Raw genomic sequence first — 19,741 nt, 5'->3', positions numbered from 1 at the left:
CAAGCAAAATCATTTGGGGGCACAATAGTGGGCACCAGTAAAAATCCAACAAGATAAAAATCAATGAATTCAACAGGCCAAGATATCAAATTAGACTCCTGTGATTGCATGATACCGTCGTGAATATGGCGGCTTTATCCAGGCGTAAAGACTGTGGGTAGTAATATCAAGACGTGTTGCGACGCTGGAAACAGAATGGCCGCGCTCAATAACCTGTTTTACCGCTTTAATTATAAACTCTTCGGGATAACGTTTACCGCTCATGGGCTCCTCTCTTTAAGCCATCTTAAATGACTCTGCGGTGTCTGTTAAACCTGTGGCGATTCATTTAATTTTTTGTACGTATCCCACATAATCGTGCTATTCACATTTAGAGATCACGTCATCGATCTGCTAACGAAGGAATCTCTATGTGTAAATCCCGTCTCACTGAGCATCAGAACATCGCCGTAATTAAGTTGGCCGAAGCCGGATGAATGGTTAAAGATATCTGCCCTGAGGCGGATATTTGTGAAGTGACTGACGACATCTATGGACATTGGGTTTCACCACATCCTGTTTCTCACTAATGTGCTCCGGGAAAGAGTTTTCATCAGATGAGCGATTGAAAAGAGAAGCCAGAAGCTGAAGTTGCTTCGACCGATAAGTCTGTCGGTTGCTCAGACTGTCACGATCAGAATTAAGTCAGATCAACTTATTGGCAAGGTATGACTCCCGGCGTTAAGTTACAAAATTTTCTCATGGCATTAGCATTACACCCTCTTAAAGTTTACATGCGTCTCTATAAAATAGTCTTAAATTTGTATATAAGAAGTTGATGAGAGCACAAATGTCACCATTAAGTCATTGAATAACAATGCAATAAAAGAAAAAATCTTAAATTAGCTTTTAATAATAAGAATTCATTACAGGTTTACAGGAATTACTTTTATATTTCATCACATCACCCCGATAGTGACAAAGGCAGCAGACAGATGGTATTGAGAACCGTTATTTATCACTCTCATGATTTAGCAAATAGTGCTGTTTTAAGATTTTTTATGATATTGGAGATACTGTATAAAAATCTCAATGCGTGAAATACAAATCCGAAATGATGTATTACGACTGTCGGATCTGTCATGGTTTTTTAAAGCTGTATTTTAGTGCTTTCCAGGAGTTTATGACACTGACAATATTTCGCGACTTTTGACAGCCGTAGCACTGTATATTATCTGGATTGACACATTTATTTACCAATGAAATATTAATAGAAACATCGACGGGAGTCGTTCAGGATGATGAGAAAGCCTTCACAAATTGTCCATTGCATTAGTTGCGATTTATCCTGTCAATTATTTCCTGACAGCGCAGTACGGGTGCAATACTGTCATAATGCGGCATTTTCCATCTGGCCAGATGGTAATGCTTTCCTGAAAAAAGGGTTTATTGAAAAGTTATTGCTTGATAGACACAATCATTTATCCAGCGGTTTTATCTTTGTTGATTTTTCTTTCCCGAATCTTCGACGATTTACCGATTTGCAATGGGCTGACAGTCTGGCAGACAGTGGCATGCATATTGTCCTGATTTCTGACAGAAGTTTAACTCCGCTGGCCAATTACTGGATTTTGAAAAGCAATAAAATACAAGGAATTATTTATTCCGATGACGATGATATTGTGCAACAGCAAAAGATGCACCGCTTGTTTACCGGTCGGCTTGCCAACAGTAAACGTGGACGAACGCTTAACTATACGGAATTTATATTACTGAAGCGCTTTGTATCAGGAATAAGTATTCAGCAGATTGTAAATATTGACAATATTGATATTAAGAAACTTTATGTGCATAAGCTGCGGCTTGAAAATAAGCTAGGGCATAGCATTCATAAAATAATATCAAATATTTTATAGATCCGTTTCCATTTTTATTATTTCCATATTATTGCGATGTGGAAGACGCTTTACGCCATAATGCAGGAGGCAGAATGCCAACTCCCCAAAATTACTCATTCATCGCCATAGCGGTATCAGCAGCATTAGCCTCTATGGTATTTCCCTCCCAGGCGGCCTGGGTTGACGTTGATAGTCTGCCATCCAGTGGGCTGGTCAGTCAGTTGCCGCCGGAATTACAGGCTATTATTCCCGCTCAGGCCAGTACCGGTTTCACCAAAGTCGGGACCATGCCCAACTACGTTTATCAGTGGAACACCGGCACCATCCCGGTTTATGGCAATGGCCTCACGCTTAATGGGCCGGGCGCGGAGGCGTTTGAACACACTGTCACGGTTATTCAAAACAGCGGGACGGGAAGTCCGGGCGTGATTTTTGGCAACGACCTGACCATTCGGACGCAGTCGGCGAATGCCGCAAATAATGGTAGAGACGTCGATGGCATCCGTACTCACGGCGCAAATACTCCGGATAACCCGGTATTTATTATTACCGGTGACCGTACCAACATCTACGTGGATGGTCAGGATGGTGACGGTATTAACGCCGGATATAACTCACTGGGCCAGGGTTGGACCGGATCGGCCAATATTTACGTCGGCGACGATCTGTATATCAAAACGACCGGTAGCCAGGGACGTGGCATTACAGCCAACGCCATGAGGGATGCGTCACGTGCCAAAAATACGATTGTCGTTGGCAATCGTGCGCATATTGTTACTACCGGCGACAGTTCGGAGGGGCTGCGTACCGGACAAAGCGGTTCGTTGATTCGTCTGGGTGACGATGCAACCATCGAAACCTCCGGCGCATCCTCAACGGGGATTTACGCAGCATCCTCCTCCAGAACCGAGCTTGGCAACAACGCTACTATTACGGTGAACGGTGCCAGCGCACACGCGGTATATGCAACTAACGCTACCGTTAATTTGGGAGAGAATGCCACTATTAGCGTTAACAGCGCCAGTAAGGCCGCATCCTATAGTAAGGCTCCTGCCGGTTTATACGCCCTCTCCCGAGGCGCCATTAATCTGGCAGGCGGTGCGGCTATTACTATGGTGGGCGATAACAGTAGCGAAAGTTACGCTATCAGCACGGAAACTGGCGGCATTGTTGACGGTTCTTCAGGAGGACGTTTCGTCATCGACGGTGATATTCGTGCTGCTGGCGCCACCGCTGCTACCAGTACGCTACCGCAGCAGAACAGTACGATTAAGCTCAATATGACGGACAACTCGCGATGGGACGGGGCGTCATACATCACCAGCGCTACGGCGGGCACAGGCGTTATCTCTGTACAAATGAGCGATGCGACCTGGAATATGACCAGCAGCTCAACGCTCACTGACCTGACGCTGAATAGTGGCGCAACCATTAACTTCAGCCATGAAGATGGCGAGCCATGGCAAACGCTCACCATCAATGAAGATTATGTAGGCAACGGCGGTAAGCTGGTCTTTAATACTGTGCTCAACGATGATGATTCCGAAACGGACAGGCTGCAGGTTCTCGGCAATACTTCAGGCAACACATTTGTTGCAGTAAATAATATTGGAGGAGCCGGGGCTCAAACCATTGAAGGTATTGAAATTGTTAACGTTGCTGGCAATTCCAACGGTACTTTCGAAAAAGCAAGCCGTATTGTTGCCGGAGCCTATGACTACAACGTGGTGCAGAAAGGTAAAAACTGGTATCTGACCAGCTACATTGAGCCGGACGAACCGATTATTCCCGATCCGGTAGACCCTGTTATCCCTGACCCTGTCATTCCCGATCCGGTAGACCCTGATCCAGTAGACCCGGTTATCCCTGACCCTGTTATTCCCGATCCGGTGGACCCTGATCCAGTAGACCCTGAGCCAGTAGACCCGGTCATCCCTGATCCGACAATTCCTGACATAGGGCAATCTGACACACCGCCGATAACAGAACATCAGTTCCGTCCGGAAGTGGGTAGCTACCTTGCCAACAACTATGCGGCAAATACGCTGTTCATGACGCGTCTCCATGACCGTCTGGGTGAAACCCAGTACACCGACATGCTGACGGGTGAGAAGAAGGTCACCAGCCTGTGGATGCGTAACGTCGGCGCCCATACTCGCTTCAACGATGGCAGCGGGCAGCTAAAAACCCGCATCAACAGCTATGTGTTACAACTGGGAGGCGATCTGGCACAGTGGAGCACTGACGGTCTTGACCGTTGGCATATTGGTGCAATGGCAGGTTATGCCAACAGCCAGAACCGCACGCAGTCGTCCGTGAGTGACTATCATTCCCGTGGTCAAGTCACCGGTTACAGCGTCGGCCTTTACGGCACCTGGTATGCTAACAATATCGATCGGTCTGGGGCTTATGTGGATACCTGGATGCTGTACAACTGGTTTGATAACAAGGTCATGGGTCAGGATCAGGCCGCTGAGAAATATAAATCCAAAGGAATTACCGCCTCGGTTGAAGCCGGTTACAGCTTCAGGTTAGGTGAAAGCGCGCATCAAAGCTACTGGTTGCAGCCCAAAGCGCAGGTGGTATGGATGGGCGTGCAGGCTGACGACAATCGCGAAGCCAATGGTACCCTCGTCAAGGATGATACCGCCGGTAATCTGCTAACCCGCATGGGCGTAAAAGCCTATATTAACGGCCACAATGCTATTGATGACAATAAATCTCGAGAGTTCCAGCCATTCGTGGAAGCGAACTGGATCCATAATACGCAGCCTGCCAGCGTGAAGATGGACGATGTCAGCAGCGATATGCGTGGTACGAAGAATATTGGAGAACTGAAAGTGGGTATTGAAGGACAAGTTACCCCGCGCCTGAACGTATGGGGTAACGTGGCGCAACAGGTGGGTGACACAGGTTATAGTGATACCCAAGGAATGCTGGGGATGAAATACAGTTTCTGACTCAGGTAACAACAGAGCCGCTGATCTTCAGCGGCTTTTACCCGGAAACGCTTTCATTTGGCTGATAGGTTTCATGAACGGCTCCCAAAAAAGCTTAATGCGTACAGAAAAATATTGGGCGTTTCCCGATAGTGAACATAAAACCACGATGGCCCTGAGTCAGGATGGTGTAACTGATACTTTTCCCTGGGTAGACATAAAAGTCGGGTAAAACCGTCTCGATAACCGCATCGGACAGTGTTTCGTCACGCGTGACTTTGTTGATATCCGTCGATATAAAATGGGTGCTGTCTTTATTTTCACTCCATACATAGGAAACATCACGGCGGATCACGCCGCTCATTTTATTATCGACGTAATATGTTCCGCTGATGGAAACCACCCCAGTGCGTTTTTTCAGCGAATACATAAAGTCCAGCGTCAGGTTAGCCTGAGTGTTGTTATAAAACACAATCACAGGCGCCGTACATTTCTCTGGATCCCGGTTCTTTTCCGTATACAAATGAAAAAGATGCCCAAGCCCTACTCCCAGACACAGTAGCGTCAGGCAGGCTAACATCAGTGCCTTTTTACCCATGTGTCACCCCGCGGAAAAAAAGCGTCACGCAGCCTGTATCACCGCGCGTTTTATAAGGTTGCTGACAAATCAATGCCGTAACCGCTGGGGTGCGACTGCTGGAAGGGAAATAGACCCATGGGTATTTCTGACAATCCATACCGGTTTTTAGAATCATTGACTTATAGCTTGCAAAGCGGCTACCGCTTTCGATATCTTCATTCCGCGAGAAAAAATGACAGCCCTGAGTTGTTTCAACCAGCGTGTAGCGATCATAAAAATCCTTATCAGGAACGGTTTGCCAGCTTATGGTGCCAAGCAAAATACCGACAGCAAATGTCCCGGTCATCCAAAGTACAGGTACATAATGTTTAAACCAACGCCCTGACGTACGCGGCGGCGTCTCACCCTTTTTTTCTATTGTCTGAGCGAAGTCTTTGCGGATGGTCATGAGGCTCACGCCAGGCTCAATCTGAAAGCCTCTACGCGGAACCGTGATTATCAGCGTATCTTCATTTTCGCCAACGGTACGTAATCCGCGGCGAATAATGGAGATATTCTGATAAAGCGTATTTGCCGACACCACCATGCCGTCTTCTTCCCACACTTTTTGAAAGAATGTTTGTTGTGAGACGACGGAGGGGGCGTTTTCCAGCAGAAGGCGCAAGCAGCGGCTGGCGGGCGTTGTCAGAATAATGTTGAGATCTGGCCTCGATAATGACGCCAGGCGATTCATTTCTGGATTAAATTCAATATTATCGTTAATTATCCATAACATCGCATTGTTACCATGCCAAAACATAACGTAGTTGGAGAGGGTTAATAGACACCACTGAGTATAGTCTGATGCTGTGGCTGCGTAGCAGGACATGGATTGTCCCCTGCGCATACCGATCATATAGAAGAGCGAGAGGCATAAGACATTAACAGGTAAGCGTAGACACCGCGTTTCTCATTATAGCAGACTCAGGGGTGAAAGTACGTTTGGTTTTCTTGTTCGTTAAGTCTCCTGTTTTGTATTGAGGTGAGAATATCACCTTTAATCAAGTGGCCAAATTTACTGTGCCACTACGCTTTAATATCTTATATATAAATCATGAGAAAAAATATCCTGATAATCTACCCCACATGAAAGACAAGGTTTTATTCAATGTGTTCCTATAATGGCTTGTAATATCCCAAAAAGCAGCACTCGTTATATAGGGATAGTTTCCAATTTATTAAGAGTTACAGTAGCCATACTTAATAAAAGCACGCTTCCCACTTAATATTTAAGCTGTGCTTTATGTTATTTAAATATAAATAAGTTAATCCTTAACCAACATATTTCAAGTTTATACCAAATAATTTTAAAACTATCTATCAGAAACAATTTGTAGGGGCATAGTTTGTTTTTTCAATCAATAATCCTCTCTGACATGTAAAATAGAAACATTTATTCATAATATGAATATTGTTGTGATAACAAATTCGCGTGAAAGTAAATCGACTGAAGGTGATGCCGATGAATATTCCTTCAGAAAGAACTCAACAGGTTAATCCAGAATCGGCAACGGATTACTGTCATCAGCTTAAAAACGGAAATCGCCCCGGCGATTAATGACTTTAACACTGATAGTGACTATCAGTGAAAGGCAACAACAAGGAATGAATTATGTCTACACCCGCGAATTTTAACGGTCAACGCCCTGCCATTGATGCTAACGACGCAGTAATGCTGCTGATTGATCACCAAAGTGGCCTGTTTCAGACCGTCGGCGACATGCCGATGCCGGAATTACGCGCGCGCGCCGCGGCGCTGGCTAAGATCGCTACCTTATGCAATATGCCGGTCATTACTACCGCATCCGTACCACAGGGACCGAATGGTCCGCTGATTCCGGAAATCCATGCGAATGCGCCCCACGCGCAATATGTCGCGCGTAAAGGGGAAATTAATGCCTGGGATAATGCCGATTTTGTACAAGCGGTAAAAGCGACAGGCCGTAAAACGCTGATCGTCGCCGGTACTATTACCAGTGTCTGCATGGCTTTTCCAGCCATCAGCGCCGTCGCGGAAGGGTACAAGGTATTTGCGGTAATTGATGCCTCCGGTACGTACAGTAAAATGGCGCAGGAAATTACGATGGCCCGCGTGGTGCAGGCGGGCGTAGTACCAATGGATACCGCGGCGGTAGCCTCTGAGCTGCAACGTACCTGGAATCGGGAAGATGCCGCAGAATGGGCGGATGTATATACCAAAATATTCCCGGCCTATCAGCTACTGATTGAAAGTTATACCAAAGCGCAGGAAGTAGTAAAAAATAATGAACTGCTGGATTCTCAACGCGCATAAATAACGCCCTGAAGAGGCTAAATAGCCCCATTTAATGGGGCTATTTTACTTGCCATTTTGGACCTGGGCAGTGCTCGCCAAAACGCGTTAGCGTTTTGAACGCCGCTAGCGGCGGCCCGAAGGGCGAGCGTAGCGAGTCAAACCTCACGTACTACGTGTACGCTCCGGTTTTTGCGCGCTGTCCGTGTCCAAACTGGCTGCGCCAATAACGCCTGGTGGGATAGGCTCTTAATCAAATACGCCATTAATAATCGCCGTGACCACCGCAGTACTGAGTGCGATCAGCACCAGATTATCCCCAACGATTTTCCACTCATAGCCCGGATAATAAGGTAATTGTCCCAGCATAGACGCCGGCACCGTTTTTTTAGCGATTCCCGGCGGCAGCGGTTTTCCTCTCGCCAGATTTTTCGCAATCCCCGGTGGTAAAGACTGATAACCCGTCAGCCCTAAATTCACTGCCAGTTGCCTGGCGACAGCGTAGCTAATGTCCGACTCGACGTGATCCGGTTTACCGCCATTTTTACGGTGTTCCGTTTTTTGCCCGGCATTTCCTTTATGTCCGTTACCGTTATTACCCTGATTAGCCGCGTTATTACCATGTCCGCCGCCATTGCCATTTCCCGGATTCGCCAGCACAGGCGTAGCGCTCAGGGAAAACGTAATCAACGTCGCCAGGACGGCGGTTAAACCACGACGATTATTCATGATATTGCCCTTCTGATGTGGGATACCATGAAAATAGCGCCCCGCCATAAAAAGAACAACTACATCGATTCTTATTTTAAGCGGGGCTCGCCAACAGCAGCTTATCGTATCCAGATAGTCAGTAAAATCAGGATGATTGCTATCAGGACAACCTGATAAAAAATTTTGTCCAACCCTCTTTTTTGCATGGCGTCACCTCGTTAGAAAACGATTTGCCAGAGGGCTAAACACAACACCAACAGGCTAATCAGTAAAAATATCAGCGCGATGATTTTATCGGGTGAGCGATTCATCTGGGCGATCCTCAAACATTATTAAAACCACTGGCCAAAGCGTTTGATATAAAAGCGCTTCATGCCTTGCGCCACCAGACAGTAGCTCAATAATGTCGCCACCAACCACGGGAAGTAGCTCAGCGGCAGCGGCTCCAGTCCAACCATCGCGCCCAGAGGTGAGAATGGAATATAAATGCCTATCGCCATAATCAAGCCGGTCGTCAATAATACCGGCAACGTCGCCCGACTTTGGATAAACGGTATTTTCTGCGTCCTTAGCATATGCACGACCAGTGTCTGCGAGAGCAGACCCTCAATAAACCAGCCGGACTGAAAGAGCGCCTGCGCCTCTACATTATTAGCCGCAAAGACGTACCACATCAACGCAAAGGTTGTGATATCGAAAATAGAAGACGTTGGGCCAATCCATAGCATAAAACGACCAATATTTTTCGCGTCCCATTTCCGCGGCTTACGCAGGAACTCTTTATCCATTTTGTCCCACGGCAACGACAACTGCGAAATATCGTACATCAAATTCTGGATCAACAGATGAATCGCCAGCATCGGCAGAAACGGAATAAACGCGCTGGCTACCAGTACCGAAAAAACATTGCCGAAATTAGAGCTGGCGGTCATATTCAGATATTTAATGATATTGCCAAAGGTTTCCCGCCCTTTGATAACGCCTTCCTCAAGCACCATGAGATCTTTTTCCAGCAGAATAATATCTGATGACTCTTTAGCAATATCGGCGGCGCTATCGACGGAAATCCCCACATCCGCATCACGAAGCGCGGGCGCGTCGTTGATCCCATCCCCAAGAAAACCAACGGTATGACCATTTTTCTGTAGCGCTTGTAAAATACGCGTTTTTTGTAACGGCGTCAGCCGGGCGAATACTGCGCGTTTCTCCACCTCAGCCGCCAGTTCGGCATCTGACATCGCCTCAACCTGGGTTCCGGTCAGGATATCGTGCGTATCAATACCCACTTCCAGACAGATACGCGCCGTCACGACCGGATTATCGCCGGTGAGGACTTTGACCGCCACGCCGTTATCCCGCAACGCGGCAATAGCTTTTCCGGCGCTCTCTTTCGGCGGATCGAGAAAAGTGAGCATCCCTTCGATGGTAAGTTCGTTCTCATCCTCCACACTTAATGTCGGATTGTTCCCGGAACCATCCAGCTTACGTGTCGCTATCAGCAATACACGGAATCCCTGCGCATTGTAATCTTCGGTTTTCGCCAGCAGTAGCTCGCGGCGTGTTTCCGTCAGCGCCACCACACGATCGCCTTCGCGAAGATGGGTGGCTACCATCATCATCTCTTCAACAGCGCCTTTACAGATCAGACATCTGTCTCCATGCTGCGCATCCTCCACCAGGACCGATACCCGGCGACGTACAAAGTCGAATGGCAGTTCATCGCGTTTAATGAAGCGCGCTTTTGTCGATGGCGCGATGCGGCCCTCGCCAAAACGCAGTATGGCGCGATCCATCACATTCCGGGCGCCGCTCTGGCTGCTACTATTCAGCCAGGCCAGCATCAATACCCGGCTGCTTTTTACACCGCTCACATCCAGATGATGCTCCAGAAAAATATTGTCCTGGGTTAAGGTGCCGGTTTTATCTGTACACAGCACATCCATCGCGCCGAAGTTTTGAATAGCGTTCAGGCGTTTGACGATCACTTTGCGCCGCGACATCGCAATCGCGCCTTTTGCCAGGTTGGAACTGACAATCATGGGCAACATTTCCGGCGTCAACCCCACCGCAACCGCCAGCGCGAACAGCGAAGCCTCTACCCAGTCTCCCTTACTGAAACCATTGATCAGCAGGACAACCGGCACCATGATCAGCATAAAGCGTATCAACAGCCAGCTCACGCTGTTGACTCCCCGATCGAAAGCCGTCTGGGTACGCGTACCCACAATGGATTTCGCCAGCGAGCCGAACCAGGTACGGCTTCCCGTCGCAACCACGACCGCTTGCGCTCTGCCGCTGGTTACATTGGTTCCCATCAGACAGATATTGCCCAAATCTAACAGGCTTTTATCTTTGTCAGGCAATTGCTCGCTGTCTTTACCTGCCACATCAGCCATAACATCGTATTTTTCTACGGGTAATGATTCACCACTAAGAATTGACTGGCTGATAAAGAGATCGCGCGACGCCAGCAGACGGACGTCGGCGGGCACCAGATCGCCTGCGGCCAGAAAAACCACATCGCCCGGCACCAGTTCTTCAATGGGAATCTCTTCCTGCACCGCGCCTATATTGCCCGGCCCACGACGCAACACCGTGGCGGTGGTGCGCACCATCTTTTTCAGCGCCTGGGCTGCTTTGTTAGTGCGAAACTCCTGCCAGAAACGCAATAACCCGCTCAAACTGACCATCGTCAGAATAATCAGCACGCCGGTGAGATCGGTCTCTTCGCCACGGCGTAACGGGAGCCAGTAATCCGTGATGAAACTAACCCCTGCCAGTGCCATCAGAACGTAAATAAACGGGTTATTGAATGCCTGCAGAAGCTGAATCAGCGCCGGAGGAACTTGCTCATGCGCCACTTCATTGCGCCCATACACTTTCAACCGTTCGCTGGCCTCTTCTATCGTGAGGCCCTGACGATGGCTGTTCAGCCGCGCCAGTGTCTCCTCCGGGCTATGAAAAGCTTCCGCTTCGATCGGAAATACTTTTTTATGCTGCTTATCATTTTCTGACGCCGGGCGATTGAGTTTCCGGTTTTCAATGTTCATGTCAGTCATGATGAATCCCCAAAATTAAGGTGTAGTGTTTCCTGCATATCACGCCCGGGGAATAGCAAACTCACGATTTCAAGGTGAATGCCCCGGGAGAATTATCTATGCATAAAAAAGGTTATTGCTTACTCACTATTTTGAGTGGGTTTTATTTTATCGACTCGGGAATATCCATCATTCCCTCCTTATACGCCTGGCGTAATGTTGCAATTGAATAAAAAACTATTATTGACTATCAATGCTCCAGTGAATTGCGGTGATATTATCGTTATCACCTATTCTGGATATAATCAGTTCTCGCGTTTTACGATAATCAGCATGACCCACGAGCTCGGCACGAATTTCTTTATAGCCCTGTTCCTGAGCGGGGACCGAACCTAACCCTTGTAAACAGATCGCGGCCTCTTTTACGATATTCAGTAACCACTGACGAACCGCGCTCTCATCTTCTTTATTACAGGTTACTTTCAGGATATAACGTTTTTCTGCCTCGGCGGATACCGGGAGTTGATTTATACGCTGCGCCGCTTCACGCAGTAAAATATTGGCACAAAGAATAATGATCGTCGCCGCCAGCGCATTTTTGAACTGCCCTAAGCCGCATAACACGCCGATGCCCGCCGAACACCATAGCGTTGCCGCAGTGTTCAGTCCGCGCACATTCATCCCTTCGCGCATGATGACGCCCGCCCCCAGAAAGCCAATACCAGAGACAATCTGCGCCGCAATTCTCCCGGGGCTGTCTGGCGATGTCGTCATGGAGCTCAGAATAAAAACGGCGGCGCCTGTCGCCACCAGCGCATTAGTGCGTAATCCCGCCATACGTTGACGCCATTGTCTTTCCGCGCCAATCAGCGCGCCCAACAGCATAGCGGCCAGTAAATTCAAAATATAAGGAAACATTAACATACGTTCCTCCATTTTTTCTGGAAGAATAAGTACGTGCTATATTTAGCACACGACAAATTTCTGCCCTGAGGCAATTAGCGTCGTGTTAACGGCGGAGGAAATAAAGCGTGTTTAAACATGAACATGACGATTACCTCGCGACAATGCGCGTGTTGTAACATTATTGGGATGACAATCGTCACAAGGGGAGATTGCTGCCCACCGGTTCGGCAAGCAGCGCAGGAATAGCGTGCGTTAACTTGCCAGATGATTTACGTAAAAGTGACTGTCCAACATATTACTCCTGCATGAATTTGCGCTTATTATAGTCAGTCAATATGTTCTGTAAAGTGCAAAGGCGGGGATAGTGACGATTTGTTTAAGTTTGTTTGATATTTTCTATGACAAAAAAATGACAATATTATGTCAATAACAGGCTCGTCTGAAATCATTAAACAATAAATTCCTGCTTAATACCGGCGATAGCTCTGTTATGATGCCTGCACGTAAAAAAATAAAACAACATGACGAGGAAAAAATGGGTTCCACCAGAAAAGGGATGCTAAACGTCCTGATTGCCGCCGTATTGTGGGGGAGTTCAGGCGTTTGCGCGCAGTACATCATGGAGCAAAGCCGTATGTCGTCACAGTTCCTGACGATGATACGTTTGTTATTCGCCGGGCTGATACTGGTGACCTTCTCCTTTATGCACGGCGATAAGATATTTTCGATTCTTAAAAACCGCAAAGATGCACTGAGTCTGCTGATTTTCTCCGTGGTGGGCGCGCTCACCGTTCAGCTAACCTTCCTGCTCACGATTGAAAAATCCAATGCCGCCACCGCGACAGTGCTGCAATTTTTATCGCCGACCATTATTGTAGCGTGGTTTGCATTAGCGCGAAGAACACGACCAGGCATTCTGGTCTTAACCGCCATTCTTACATCGCTTATCGGCACCTTTTTACTGGTGACTCACGGCAATCCAACATCGCTGTCGATCTCTTCAGGCGCGCTGTTCTGGGGTATCGCCTCCGCATTTGCCGCAGCCTTTTATACGACCTGGCCTTCCAGGCTAATCGCCCAATACGGCACACTGCCAGTGGTCGGCTGGAGTATGTCCTTTGGCGGCCTTATTCTGCTGCCCTTCTACGCTAAAGAAGGAACGCACTTTGCGGTGAGCGGCAGCCTGATTCTGGCCTTTTTCTACCTGGTGGTGATCGGTACGTCGCTGACGTTCAGCCTGTATTTGAAAGGCGCGCAACTGATTGGTGGCCCCAAAGCCAGCATTTTAAGCTGCGCGGAACCGTTAAGCAGCGCCCTGCTGTCGCTACTGCTGTTGGGGATTAGTTTTACCTTGCCGGACTGGCTGGGCACGCTGCTCATTCTCTCGTCAGTGATTCTGATCTCCCTCGATTCCCGTCGACGCGCGCGGGCCGCTTAACGCCGTTGATAATCACGATGACCGGGCGGAAAAGGGAAAAGTTTAATGGCGCTTTGCCTTAATCTCTTCGTCAGAAAGCCCGGTAATCATCAGCACCATCTGCCGATCGATCCCCTGTTCCAGCATCGTATGCGCAATACGCAAGGCTTCCTCCTGCTTACCTTGATGTATACCTTGCTGTATGCCTTGTTGCACGCCTTCACGCTTACCTTTTCTGCGCCCCGATTCACGTATTCTGTCTACGATCGTCATTAATCTCTCCTTGTGTTGGGGAACACGGCGCGCCACCTCGCGGATAAACTTGCCAAAACGAGGCGTGCTGCCATGCTGTATTAGCAAATAATTAAACAGCGCTTTTAGCTGACTGTCATTAGCGTTTCCCGTAATCAGAAGTACCGCTAAGCGCTCGGCCAATCCCATCAGGTCGCGCTGACGTATATGCTTTTGTACCAGCTCCAGCATCGCGATACGTCGATGCTGCATAATCTCGTTATCCGGCACCACCGTAATGTCTACCAGTGGAAATGCCGTCGCATAAAGCTGACGCGCCAGTGCAGGATCGTCAAACTCATCCAGCCAGCACAGCGAAAAGGGATACGGGCTTTTCGCGCCATGGTAAAACAGCATGGGAATCACCAGCGGTAACGTTTTATGGCCAGCATCCAGATGGCGCTGCATCGCGGCAGTCGCGTAACGCATTAACCGGAACGCCATATGCGCGTCCGGCGTACTCTGATGCTCTATAACGACATAGATATAACCGTCGCCTTCACACGTTTTTAGCGACCAAAGGACGTCGGAATAAAACGCGCGTAAATTTTTCTCGATAAAACTGTCCGGCGCCAGTTTTAACGTCGTCAGATCGCAACGTATTCTTAGCGAATGGGGAAGATGAATATTGAGAAAATCCCGCGCGGTATCCGGATGGCGTAAAAACGTTTTGAATACCGCATCATGAGGCGTGGACGTGGGGCTTTTTTTCATGGCGATCCGTCACCTGAGGAATAAGATGACGCCACTGTACTCGCCAAAAATACAGACAGCATTCAGGAAAATTTAACCCTGCGAGGAGGCTCGAAAGAGAATCACTGACGGCTGCAATACGTACATTTTTTGCCCAGCCTGCTACGCATTATCGCCCGGTAGCGTAACGCTAACCGGGCCTACAAATACACGTCATCTGTAGGCCAGGTAAACGTAGCGCTCTTCGGCGATAAATCTCACACCAGCGCTTTGACTATCTCCATCAACCGAATGACGTCTTCGGGGCGCGTATTGCCGGTTTGCGGATCGATAATCGAGCTGTAAACATGCGGCATGACGCGCGGCACGCCTGCTTCCAGGCAGGTTTGCAGGATAATACCGAAATTATCCAGTGAGATACCGCCGGTCGGCTCGATGAGCGTCATGCCGTGGCGGGCGGCGGTTGTCGCCAGCGCATAGAGTTCCGGTAACGACTTTTCGCCGCCCATCGGGAAAAACTTCGCCGCATGTGCGCCCATATCCTGCATCATGCGTACCGCCGCTTCACAGGAAACGCGGGCTGGCGTTCCCTGGCTGCTGCTGACGCCGGTAGAAATCAACACCTCGCCAGGCGTTCCCGTCGGGCTGACCAGGGCGTTAATATGTGTTTGCTCGCCGCCTGTCGCCGCCAGTGCGCCCGCTGCGAAGCCGCTGCCGGTAAAGGTCTGGTTGACATGGGCCGGGTGAGTATGGGCGGCAATCATCGCCGCTTTGTAGTACTGCGCCGGGTCGCCTGCGCCCAGTCCCACCGAGATAGACGGCACCTCCGCCATCCAGCGTTTCACCTCCGGCACGCCCTCTTCTACCGTAGCGAACTGCGCGGAAAGTACGCCGATGACCGCATGGCCTTCGGCGGCTTCATAGATAGCCTTCGCGTTGGCGATATCCTTTGCCAGCACGTTAATCGCTACCCGCTGACGATAAAAATTAATCTGCTGCATGTTCTGCAATCTCCCTGAGTCGCGCCACAATCAATGCCATTTCCCCTTCGGCGACCGTTCGCGGGTCGAGGCTAAAAACCCCCTGATGAAGCTGGTATTTACGGGCGTAAATCGCTATCTCGCCGCCGCGCAACTGCGCTTCGACGTCATGCGCGTTCAGCCCCAATTCAGATGCGTTCACCCGCACACGAATACGCCAGATTGCACGCCCGGCCTCATCCTGTTCGATATCGGCATAAAGCCCATGGATGGCGGAAATCGCTTCCGCGACCGGCTGTAACTGTGCTGCGGTCACGGTCGTCTGGCCCTGGTGGTAATTCTCCAGCGCATACACCAGCCCAACCATGTTTTCCTTGCCGATTTTCATTGCCCTGGCAATCCCCTGGTGCTGCGCTTTGCAGGCGGCAATCCACGTTTTCTTACCAGTGATAAAGCCGGAGGTTGGCGCATTAAAGGCTTTCGCGCCGCTATAGATAACCATATCCGCGCCGCTCGCCACCCAGCCGCGCAAATCCTCTTCCGCCGCGGCATCGACAATCAACGGCAGGTGGTTGGCCTGCGCCACCTGTACAAAATCGTCAATGCTCAACATGCCTTTCTGTACGCAATGGTGTGATTTCACATACAGTAGCGCGGCGGTCTTTTCATTAATGGCGCTTTCCAGTTGCCAGCAGGCCGCCAGATTGCTCGACCCCACTTCCACTATGCGCCCGCCGCCAAGACGAATGGCGCTGGTGACTGGCGCGCCGTAGTCCACATTATGCCCGCGCAGCATCACTACCTCATTGGCCATACCGGTACTGTCCGGCATCAGGGCGACGCGCGCCCGATCGCCGTGGGTGATAGCGGCAGCGACGGCAATGGCAATACCCGCCGAGGCGCACGAGGTGATATAGCTATCTTCAGCACCCGTATAGCGCGATACCAGTTCGCCGGTTTTTTCCACCAGCGCGTCAATCTCGACGAAAGCGGAAGCCGCGCGCGCGGTGGCCTGCATGACCTCCGGCGCGACGCTTGAGACGCCCAGAATGGTCATTTTGCCGCAGGCGTTAATGACCTTTTTCAACCCCAGTTGTTGATAGATATTCGGCGTCATGATTTACAGCACTCCCAACAATGAACAGACTATGCTCAGTGCGACAATCGACAGCAAAATGGTGGTGTAGCGCGGCCCTTTTTTTACCAGATAGAAGTAGATGGCGAATACCGCCGCCAGTGGCAGTAAGCCCGGCGCGATAGAGTCGAGGATCTGCTGAACCACCACTTCAGATCCTTTCAAGGCGCTAATTTTTAACGGCGTGGTGATTTTGACGTAGCTGGCGGAAAGCGCGCCCATCATGATCAAACCCAGCACGTTGGCCCCGTAGATCAGTTCTTTGATTCGCCCCCCTTGCAGCAGGCCGATAATCGAATCACGCCCCAGCGTATATCCCTTGTGGACCATACCGTAGCTGATCGCCAGGGTGATCGCCGGGTAAAGAATCAGCGGGATAATACCGCCCATCGCGCTGCCATTTGCCGCGAACGGAATAAAGATCGCTATCAACAGCGGCATCACCGCCGCCCAGATAATCGAGTCGCCCATCCCGGCAAGCGGCCCCATCAGGCCAGTTTTAATGCCGGTGATAGACGAGTCGTTAATCGGCTCGCCGCGCGTTTTTTGTTCTTCCATGGCAATAGAGATGCCCTGAATCACCGCGCCGAAAGTCTGCTCGGAGTTAAAGAAGTTAAGGTGGCGTTTTAGCGCTTCTACCTGCTCCTCTTTTTGTGGGTAAAGTTTTTTGATGATCGGCGTCATCGAGGCGCAGAAAATCAGGCTTTGTAAGCGCTCATAGGAGCTGGAAACCTCGGCGCCCAGCCAGTAGATAAACCAGGCTTTGGTGATATCTGCTTTGGTCAGCGCCCCGCTTTCCCGCGCGCGCTCAACCAGTTCATGTTGCATTACGTCACTGCTCATCATGCTGCTCCTTCATTTTTCGCCAGGCCTTTAATCAGGAAGGCGACACAGGTGCCGAAGATGGCCATCGCCATGATGTCGACCTTGAGGTATAACACCGCGAAGAACCCGCCGATAAACCACGGCAACAGGCTCTTTTTACCGATCACCATAATGGTGATGGCAAAGCCCAGCGCCGGCAGAATGCCGCCCATGATTTCAAAGGAGTGGGTTAACCAGTGCGGCATCAGTTTAAGGAAACTTTCCACCACATCCTGGCCAAAGTAGTTAGCGGCAAAGACCACCGGGAAGCGCAGCACCAGCCCCAGCAATGCCGGGTAAAGAAAGGCGCAACGCATGATGCCCGCCATGTTTGCCGTTTCCGCGTGTTTATCCGCCATATGCACCCAGGCGGCGTTCAGCGTGCGCCTAAGCTGATCGAGAAACACGCCAATCACGCCAAACGGGATTGCCAGCGCGATCGCCAGGTTTGGGTCCATACCGGCCTTCACCGCGATAGGAATGGAGATACAGGCCGCCAGCGCCGGGTCCGACGGCACGTTGCCGCCCGGCGTTGAGGTCACGCCCAAATAAACGAGCTGCATCCCTGCGCCGATGATCATCGCGGTCTGCATATTGCCAAGCAAAAGCCCGACAAATACCGCGATCACCACCGGTTGTAACAGCATCGCGGAGAAGGTGTAGCCGAGGCGTAAACGGGCAAACCAGTAATACAACCCCATCAGGCTTGCAAAGAGTAAGGTATCCATAGTGTTATCCTATACACTTCATCCTTCAGGCTGCCTCTTTGTTGGCTGCCTTCGCTCACCCCAGTCACTTACTTTAGTAAGCTCCAGGGGATTCACTCAGTTGCCGCCTCGATGCATCCAGAATGATTTTGTGTCTATTAAAGGGTTAGAATTTTTTCAGGATATCGTCGAGCGGCTGCGGCTTATCTTCCGGAATGGTCTGGAAAAATACCTGAACGCCACGGTTTTTCAGGTCGTTAAGAATGCCGACGTCTTTTTCATCCAGCGTAATATTCTGAAAAACCGCCTTGCGGTTTGGCCCGCCGCCGAGACCGCCAACCTGAATGCGGGTGACGTCAAAGCCCAATTGTATGGCGTCCTGCACCGCCGCCAGTGAGGGAAAAAGCACCAGCACGTTACCGTCGCCAAGCTGATTTTCTTTCCATGCAGCGGCAAAACTCTGGTTGCCGAAGCAATCCACTTTGATATTTGGCGGCGCCGCCATCAGGTAGATATTTTTCATAAACGGATCGGCGTCCAGTTCATCACTCACAACGGCTATCCGGTTCGCCTGAGATTGTCCGACCCACTTCGTGACAACCTGTCCATGAATGAGACGGCTGTCGATGCGGCATAAAACGATATTGGCCATGATGTTTTCCTTAGAGTGATTGTTGTAGCTGACGTACATGGGCGACCACATCCAGGCAGCTACTGCGCCCGGCCTCAACTAACTCATCCACGCAGGCGGTTAGCATCCCTTGTTCGCGCCTGTCCAGCGCCTCCAGCAGTAGCGACGCATTCAATCCGGCAATCACCGCCACCGGATAATCGGCGCTTAGCCGCGCCGCGACGTTGGACGTCGTGCCGCCGACAAAATCCGTCAGGATCAGCGAGCCTTCCGGCAGCGTTTTCACCACGGCCTCGACGCGTTGATAAAACTCGCCCAGCGTATCGACAGGCATTAGCGCGATTTCCGTCACGCCTTTAATTTCGCCCGTGACCATACGCAGGCTGTTGCAAAGCGGTTGTCCCCAGCCGCCATGCGTCAGCAGCAGGATGTGGGGCAACGGTTGTGTGGTAGTCAAAATGGCCTCCTGGCGCAATTACATGAGAACACCGGCATATATTGCCCGGTGGCACTGCGCTTACCGGACCTACAGGACACTCCCGGTAGGCCGGATAAGGCGTTTACGCCGCTATCCGGCATAACGCATCATCAGAAGAGCAAAGGTTGTGCCAGAATTTGTGTCACGCGAGGAAGAAGAAAGGTCTGGCGAGGCGCGAAGCCC

The 19,741-nt window shown here is 50.1% G+C and carries 18 protein-coding genes and 1 pseudogene; 4 read left to right on the top strand and 15 right to left on the bottom strand.

Going from position 1 to position 19,741, the window contains the following annotated elements; genetic code table 11:
- Positions 1-132: 132 nt before the first annotated feature.
- Positions 133-264 (bottom strand): annotated as a pseudogene (locus tag NA197_RS10905) (transposase); the annotation flags it as partial.
- Between the two features lie 1,013 nt (positions 265-1,277).
- On the opposite strand from NA197_RS10905, the gene NA197_RS10900 reads away from it, so the two are divergent.
- Together NA197_RS10900 and misL are read left to right on the top strand one after the other, a co-directional pair.
- A complete protein-coding gene (locus tag NA197_RS10900) occupies positions 1,278-1,895 on the top strand; it encodes a helix-turn-helix transcriptional regulator (RefSeq protein WP_000984806.1) in 618 nt (205 codons plus the stop codon).
- A gap of 74 nt (positions 1,896-1,969) precedes the next feature.
- The gene (gene misL, locus NA197_RS10895) at positions 1,970-4,837 is read left to right on the top strand and encodes an intestinal colonization autotransporter adhesin MisL (RefSeq protein WP_023234023.1); all 2,868 of its coding nucleotides are present in this window, start codon (positions 1,970-1,972) and stop codon (positions 4,835-4,837) included.
- Between the two features lie 94 nt (positions 4,838-4,931).
- Here the strand turns inward: misL and NA197_RS10890 are convergent, their stop codons facing one another.
- The gene (locus NA197_RS10890; RefSeq protein ID WP_001653911.1) at positions 4,932-5,396 is read right to left on the bottom strand and encodes a membrane protein; all 465 of its coding nucleotides are present in this window, start codon (positions 5,394-5,396) and stop codon (positions 4,932-4,934) included.
- Positions 5,397-5,406: 10 nt separating this feature from the next.
- Positions 5,407-6,264 (bottom strand): winged helix-turn-helix domain-containing protein, encoded by an 858-nt coding sequence (locus NA197_RS10885; protein ID WP_001278066.1) that lies wholly within the window; start codon positions 6,262-6,264, stop codon positions 5,407-5,409.
- Between the two features lie 783 nt (positions 6,265-7,047).
- Here NA197_RS10885 and NA197_RS10880 point away from each other — a divergent pair.
- On the top strand, positions 7,048-7,728 hold the full coding sequence (locus tag NA197_RS10880; protein ID WP_000106464.1) for an isochorismatase family protein: 681 nt from the start codon (positions 7,048-7,050) through the stop codon (positions 7,726-7,728).
- 228 nt (positions 7,729-7,956) lie between these two features.
- Here NA197_RS10880 and cigR read toward each other — a convergent pair whose 3' ends face one another.
- The 5 genes from cigR to NA197_RS10855 all read right to left on the bottom strand — a co-directional run bounded on the left by cigR (position 7,957) and on the right by NA197_RS10855 (position 12,392).
- The gene (gene cigR, locus NA197_RS10875; RefSeq protein ID WP_001065324.1) at positions 7,957-8,436 is read right to left on the bottom strand and encodes an anti-virulence regulatory inner membrane protein CigR; all 480 of its coding nucleotides are present in this window, start codon (positions 8,434-8,436) and stop codon (positions 7,957-7,959) included.
- A gap of 101 nt (positions 8,437-8,537) precedes the next feature.
- Positions 8,538-8,624 carry a magnesium transporter protection protein MgtU gene (gene mgtU / locus NA197_RS10870; RefSeq protein WP_252515021.1) on the bottom strand — a complete coding sequence of 29 codons (87 nt, stop codon included), beginning with the start codon at positions 8,622-8,624 and terminating at the stop codon, positions 8,538-8,540.
- 12 nt (positions 8,625-8,636) lie between these two features.
- Positions 8,637-8,729, bottom strand: coding sequence for a protein MgtR (gene mgtR / locus NA197_RS10865; RefSeq protein WP_001082117.1), 93 nt, complete (start codon positions 8,727-8,729; stop codon positions 8,637-8,639).
- A gap of 21 nt (positions 8,730-8,750) precedes the next feature.
- Positions 8,751-11,477 carry a magnesium-translocating P-type ATPase gene (mgtA, locus tag NA197_RS10860; protein WP_061375563.1) on the bottom strand — a complete coding sequence of 909 codons (2,727 nt, stop codon included), beginning with the start codon at positions 11,475-11,477 and terminating at the stop codon, positions 8,751-8,753.
- A 219-nt stretch (positions 11,478-11,696) separates the two neighbouring features.
- The gene (locus tag NA197_RS10855; protein ID WP_000392697.1) at positions 11,697-12,392 is read right to left on the bottom strand and encodes an MgtC family protein; all 696 of its coding nucleotides are present in this window, start codon (positions 12,390-12,392) and stop codon (positions 11,697-11,699) included.
- A gap of 505 nt (positions 12,393-12,897) precedes the next feature.
- Between NA197_RS10855 and NA197_RS10850 the strand changes: the two genes are divergently transcribed.
- A complete protein-coding gene (locus NA197_RS10850) occupies positions 12,898-13,800 on the top strand; it encodes an EamA family transporter (protein WP_000535970.1) in 903 nt (300 codons plus the stop codon).
- Positions 13,801-13,842: 42 nt separating this feature from the next.
- Here the strand turns inward: NA197_RS10850 and NA197_RS10845 are convergent, their stop codons facing one another.
- From NA197_RS10845 to NA197_RS10815, 7 genes are all read right to left on the bottom strand, one after another.
- Positions 13,843-14,784 (bottom strand): Rpn family recombination-promoting nuclease/putative transposase, encoded by a 942-nt coding sequence (locus NA197_RS10845; RefSeq protein WP_064043358.1) that lies wholly within the window; start codon positions 14,782-14,784, stop codon positions 13,843-13,845.
- Between the two features lie 236 nt (positions 14,785-15,020).
- Positions 15,021-15,764 (bottom strand): 2-dehydro-3-deoxy-phosphogluconate aldolase, encoded by a 744-nt coding sequence (gene dagF / locus NA197_RS10840; protein WP_001186140.1) that lies wholly within the window; start codon positions 15,762-15,764, stop codon positions 15,021-15,023.
- Positions 15,751-16,860, bottom strand: coding sequence for a D-glucosaminate-6-phosphate ammonia lyase (gene dgaE / locus NA197_RS10835; RefSeq protein WP_064043359.1), 1,110 nt, complete (start codon positions 16,858-16,860; stop codon positions 15,751-15,753). Before dgaE ends, dagF begins: the two co-directional genes overlap by 14 nt.
- A gap of 3 nt (positions 16,861-16,863) precedes the next feature.
- Positions 16,864-17,724 (bottom strand): PTS system mannose/fructose/sorbose family transporter subunit IID, encoded by an 861-nt coding sequence (locus NA197_RS10830; RefSeq protein ID WP_001526325.1) that lies wholly within the window; start codon positions 17,722-17,724, stop codon positions 16,864-16,866.
- On the bottom strand, positions 17,721-18,470 hold the full coding sequence (locus tag NA197_RS10825; protein ID WP_000380259.1) for a PTS mannose/fructose/sorbose/N-acetylgalactosamine transporter subunit IIC: 750 nt from the start codon (positions 18,468-18,470) through the stop codon (positions 17,721-17,723). The genes NA197_RS10830 and NA197_RS10825 overlap by 4 nt, the downstream gene beginning before the upstream one ends.
- Positions 18,471-18,615: 145 nt before the next feature.
- Positions 18,616-19,101 carry a PTS system mannose/fructose/N-acetylgalactosamine-transporter subunit IIB gene (locus NA197_RS10820; RefSeq protein ID WP_001284295.1) on the bottom strand — a complete coding sequence of 162 codons (486 nt, stop codon included), beginning with the start codon at positions 19,099-19,101 and terminating at the stop codon, positions 18,616-18,618.
- Positions 19,102-19,111: 10 nt separating this feature from the next.
- Complete coding sequence (locus tag NA197_RS10815) at positions 19,112-19,537, bottom strand: PTS sugar transporter subunit IIA (RefSeq protein WP_000214106.1); 426 nt, start codon at positions 19,535-19,537, stop codon at positions 19,112-19,114.
- Positions 19,538-19,741 lie beyond the last annotated feature (204 nt).

Origin of the sequence: Salmonella sp. NW884 (genome assembly GCF_051700745.1) — a bacterium.
GTDB lineage: Bacteria > Pseudomonadota > Gammaproteobacteria > Enterobacterales > Enterobacteriaceae > Salmonella > Salmonella enterica.
This window is presented reverse-complemented; position numbering and strand designations above follow the sequence as displayed.

Bases quoted from the DNA above. Each gene is read 5' to 3' on its own strand.
- NA197_RS10900 (WP_000984806.1), top strand. From the start codon at position 1,278: ATGATGAGAAAGCCTTCACAAATTGTCCATTGCATTAGTTGCGATTTA.
- misL (WP_023234023.1), top strand. From the start codon at position 1,970: ATGCCAACTCCCCAAAATTACTCATTCATCGCCATAGCGGTATCAGCA.
- NA197_RS10890 (WP_001653911.1), bottom strand. From the start codon at position 5,396: ATGTTAGCCTGCCTGACGCTACTGTGTCTGGGAGTAGGGCTTGGGCAT.
- NA197_RS10885 (WP_001278066.1), bottom strand. From the start codon at position 6,264: ATGTCCTGCTACGCAGCCACAGCATCAGACTATACTCAGTGGTGTCTA.
- NA197_RS10880 (WP_000106464.1), top strand. From the start codon at position 7,048: ATGTCTACACCCGCGAATTTTAACGGTCAACGCCCTGCCATTGATGCT.
- cigR (WP_001065324.1), bottom strand. From the start codon at position 8,436: ATGAATAATCGTCGTGGTTTAACCGCCGTCCTGGCGACGTTGATTACG.
- mgtU (WP_252515021.1), bottom strand. From the start codon at position 8,624: ATGCAAAAAAGAGGGTTGGACAAAATTTTTTATCAGGTTGTCCTGATA.
- mgtR (WP_001082117.1), bottom strand. From the start codon at position 8,729: ATGAATCGCTCACCCGATAAAATCATCGCGCTGATATTTTTACTGATT.
- mgtA (WP_061375563.1), bottom strand. From the start codon at position 11,477: ATGACTGACATGAACATTGAAAACCGGAAACTCAATCGCCCGGCGTCA.
- NA197_RS10855 (WP_000392697.1), bottom strand. From the start codon at position 12,392: ATGGAGGAACGTATGTTAATGTTTCCTTATATTTTGAATTTACTGGCC.
- NA197_RS10850 (WP_000535970.1), top strand. From the start codon at position 12,898: ATGGGTTCCACCAGAAAAGGGATGCTAAACGTCCTGATTGCCGCCGTA.
- NA197_RS10845 (WP_064043358.1), bottom strand. From the start codon at position 14,784: ATGAAAAAAAGCCCCACGTCCACGCCTCATGATGCGGTATTCAAAACG.
- dagF (WP_001186140.1), bottom strand. From the start codon at position 15,764: ATGCAGCAGATTAATTTTTATCGTCAGCGGGTAGCGATTAACGTGCTG.
- dgaE (WP_064043359.1), bottom strand. From the start codon at position 16,860: ATGACGCCGAATATCTATCAACAACTGGGGTTGAAAAAGGTCATTAAC.
- NA197_RS10830 (WP_001526325.1), bottom strand. From the start codon at position 17,724: ATGATGAGCAGTGACGTAATGCAACATGAACTGGTTGAGCGCGCGCGG.
- NA197_RS10825 (WP_000380259.1), bottom strand. From the start codon at position 18,470: ATGGATACCTTACTCTTTGCAAGCCTGATGGGGTTGTATTACTGGTTT.
- NA197_RS10820 (WP_001284295.1), bottom strand. From the start codon at position 19,101: ATGGCCAATATCGTTTTATGCCGCATCGACAGCCGTCTCATTCATGGA.